4 protein-coding genes, 2 tRNA genes and 1 pseudogene are annotated in these 3236 nt (G+C 61.0%); 5 read left to right on the top strand and 2 right to left on the bottom strand.

Annotation, left to right across the window (positions count from 1 at the left end):
* From AHiyo1_RS13185 to AHiyo1_RS13200, 5 genes are all read left to right on the top strand, one after another.
* On the top strand, window positions 1–397 hold a 397-nt coding region (locus tag AHiyo1_RS13185; protein WP_059388870.1), incomplete at its 5' end, for a DUF3566 domain-containing protein.
* 113 nt (window positions 398–510) lie between these two features.
* Window positions 511–584: transfer RNA gene (locus tag AHiyo1_RS13190), tRNA-Ile, on the top strand.
* A gap of 57 nt (window positions 585–641) precedes the next feature.
* On the top strand, window positions 642–758 hold the full coding sequence (locus AHiyo1_RS25570) for a DLW-39 family protein (RefSeq protein WP_216363197.1): 117 nt from the start codon (window positions 642–644) through the stop codon (window positions 756–758).
* 73 nt (window positions 759–831) lie between these two features.
* Window positions 832–907 (top strand) — tRNA-Ala (locus AHiyo1_RS13195).
* Between the two features lie 66 nt (window positions 908–973).
* Window positions 974–1882: a DMT family transporter gene (locus tag AHiyo1_RS13200; protein ID WP_059388871.1), complete on the top strand. Its 909-nt coding sequence runs from the start codon at window positions 974–976 to the stop codon at window positions 1880–1882.
* A 4-nt stretch (window positions 1883–1886) separates the two neighbouring features.
* On the opposite strand, the gene AHiyo1_RS13205 is transcribed toward AHiyo1_RS13200, so the two are convergent.
* Together AHiyo1_RS13205 and AHiyo1_RS13210 are read right to left on the bottom strand one after the other, a co-directional pair.
* Window positions 1887–2771 (bottom strand): glycosyltransferase, encoded by an 885-nt coding sequence (locus tag AHiyo1_RS13205; RefSeq protein WP_059388873.1) that lies wholly within the window; start codon window positions 2769–2771, stop codon window positions 1887–1889.
* 122 nt (window positions 2772–2893) lie between these two features.
* Window positions 2894–3236 (bottom strand): annotated as a pseudogene (locus AHiyo1_RS13210) (hypothetical protein); the annotation flags it as partial.

Raw genomic sequence — 3236 nt, forward strand, 5'->3', positions numbered from 1 at the left:
CCCCGGACTCGTGAAGCCGGCACCTAAGGCGAAGGTTCGCCGCGCGCGCCTGCTCGTCAGCAAGGTTGATCCGTGGTCTGTCCTGAAGATGGCATTCCTGTTGTCCGTTGCCTTGGGCATCGTGACTGTGATTGCCGCAATCGTGCTTTGGACCGTTCTGGACCTCACCGGCATTTTCAACCAGGTGGACAGCCTTCTCGGCACCCTGGCGGGCTCGGAAAGCGGCGGCTTCGAACTCAAGAAGGTCGCATCCCTCGGACAGGTTGCCTCCTTCGCAACCATCATTGCCGTGGTGAATGTTGTTCTACTGACTGCTTTGTCCATGCTGAGCGCCGTGCTTTATAACATTGCCGCAACACTCGTGGGCGGCATTGGCGTGACCCTCACCGACGACTGACCCAGTCGGTCGGAAATTGGGGGAAACTGCTGGAAAACAGTGGTGAAAATACCTCGATTTGAGATCGGGCCGGGATGTGCTGTAAAGTCATGTCTCGGCCCGAAGAGGTATCGGGGCGTATAGCTCAGGCGGTTAGAGCGCTTCGCTGATAACGAAGAGGTCCCAGGTTCAAGTCCTGGTACGCCCACGGAACCTGCACAGGTTTTGTTAAAGGTTCAGGAAACTGAACCGGAACGGGGTGCATGTGAAGAAGTTGCTCGTAGTTGCAGCTGCGATCGCAGGCGTCCTGCTCTACAAAAAAGTGCAGGAATCCGAAGCCCAGAAGACAGTCTGGAGCAAGGCAACCGACACGGTTGACTAGCGAAAGGCGCCCCGCCTGGAGATGGCGAAAACCATCGAAGGAACTAGGGTAGTATGGACGGGTTGCTTCTTATGGGGGCATGGCGCAATTGGTAGCGCACCTGCTTTGCAAGCAGGGGGTTCGGGGTTCGAGTCCCCGTGCCTCCACCATAGGAAAGAGTCCCGGTCAGAAATGACCGGGACTCTTTGCGTTAACCGCCCCACTAAGGTTGAAATGTGAACTTCATTGTTGCTGCTTTGGGTGTGCTCGGCGTCGCGTCATCCGGACCCCTCATCGCGGGAACGCTTGGAGCTACTTCCGTCACGGCACTCGCTATCGCCTTTTGGCGCAACGCGATCGCCGCGGTCGTCATGGCCTCGCCGGTCCTGATCCGCGAGCCGCGCCAGTTCCGCAAGATCACCCGGAACGAGTTCACCTGGTCCGCTGTGGCAGCAGTGGCACTGGCCTTCCACTTCGCGTGCTTCATCACCGCGCTCCAACTCACCTCTGTCGCGGCCGCTACCGCCCTGGTGTGCCTGCAGTCCGCCTGGATCGCCGTCTTCCAGCTCCTCCGCGGCACAAAGCACCGCTGGCCGGTCCTCGTGGGCCTGGGTATCGCGCTGGGCGGCGTAGCCGCCATCACGGGCTTCGATATGGGATCCTCCCCGAAAGCCTTTCTTGGTGACATCCTGGCTCTCGCCGGAGGCGCCCTGGCCGGCCTATATACCTTGGCCGGAGGCAAAGCCCGCCAGAGCATGGGCATTGGAACATATACGACGCTTTGCTACGGGATCTGTGCGGCCGTCGTCGCTGTGCTCGCCATCACGGGCGGCCAGCCGCTTGTAGGGTTCGACGCCGGCGGCTGGCTGGGGATCGTGGCCATCACCGTGTGTGCACAACTGGTGGGCCACACCGCCTTCAACCATCTCCTGGCGACCATGAGCCCGCTCCTGGTGTCCATGATCATCCTGCTGGAGATTCCGGGCGCAGCCATTCTCGCTGCCGTCTTCTTGCACGAGACCCTGCCGGCCGGTACCTATGCGGGACTCGCCTTGATCCTGGTTGGACTCGCCGTCGTCGTCGCCGGTCAGCGGAGCGGCAAGGGCGACGCCGAGGGCAAGATCGCCGAACTCGGCACTGACTGAGTGGCTAGAGGCCGCCTCGGCGGACGCCTTGGCCGGCATTGGCCGTGTGGATGGCCCGCAGAAGCTTGGCCGGGAAGTAGACCGAGAAGAACACCACCATGGGAGCCTTCAGGGCCATCTTCTTGACGTTGTGTGCCTTGTAGGTGCGGTCGAAGCGGGTCACGTAATAGCGGTAGTCGCGCGGTGAATCTTCGAGCCGGCGGGCAGACATGCCAGAGACCATCTGCGGCCAATACTGCACCCTGAGATCGTGGTCGGCAAGGTGCAGGGAGAGATCGATGTCCTCGTGCATCTCGTCCCTTTCATCCAGGCAGGTTTCGTCCCGGATGGTTTCCCATGCGGAGCGGCGAAGCGCCATGTTGGATCCAAAAAGGAAGTGGTACTGGTGCTTCGCAAGCCGAAGCATGAGCTGGCGCATTTTGTCGTCGGCCTTGAGTCCGAATCGACGCATCGGCATGTCGTAGTAGACCACCGGACCCGTGGCCGCCTGCACCGAGGGATCGGCGAAAGCCTTTTGGACCTGCTCAACCCAGTCGGGTTCAACGACGGAGTCGGCATCGATCCGGCCGAGGATGTCCGACGTGGCTCGATTGAGGCCAAAGTTGCGGGTGGGGATGAGTCCCTGCGCTTTGTCCTGGCTCAGCAGCATGATGGGGCTTTCCGGGTATTCCTGCTGCATCTGCGTGACGATCTGGGCGGTGCGGTCCGTGGACTTGTTGTCAACGACGATGATCTCGTCCGCAGGTACTGACTGGTAGATGGCCGCGATCAGGCATTGCCGTATGACGCTTTCCTCGTTGTACGCCGGGATGATGATTGAAACGCTCGGCTTCACGGGTGCGACGGCTGCATTGGTGGCTGCATCTACGAAAGATCTATCGGCTGGCATCCCCATAAATCTAACATCAGGGCGGTGTCACGTGAGGAAGCTCCGGTGACAAGTGGCCAAACAATTGAAGGGACCCCGGCGAACCGGGATCCCTTCAACGTGGAGCGAATATGGCTGTTTGCCTAGGCCTCGTGCTTGCCGGCTTCGTCTGTGGCCGGCTGGTCCTTGGCCGCTTCGTCCTTGTGGAGGCTGGCGGCGATGTTCTTTACCGCGGTCTTGGCGTCGGTTGCCACTTTTGCTGCAGTGTCCGTAGCGTCCTCGACTGCGTGCTTTGCCTTCTCGGCTACGGCTTCGGCTTTCTCAGCAACGTTGAGTTTCACGTCGTCAATCGTGTCAGCTACCTTGGTGGCGGCCTCGTTCGCCTTGTCAGCGACCTTCTCGGCTGCTGCCGCGGCGGGCACCGGCGACGGCGTTACCGGGGCCGGGGTCTTCCACGGGTCCTCCACCGGACGGCTGGCCTTCCAT

The organism is Arthrobacter sp. Hiyo1, from assembly GCF_001263615.2.
In the GTDB taxonomy this organism is placed as follows: domain Bacteria; phylum Actinomycetota; class Actinomycetes; order Actinomycetales; family Micrococcaceae; genus Arthrobacter.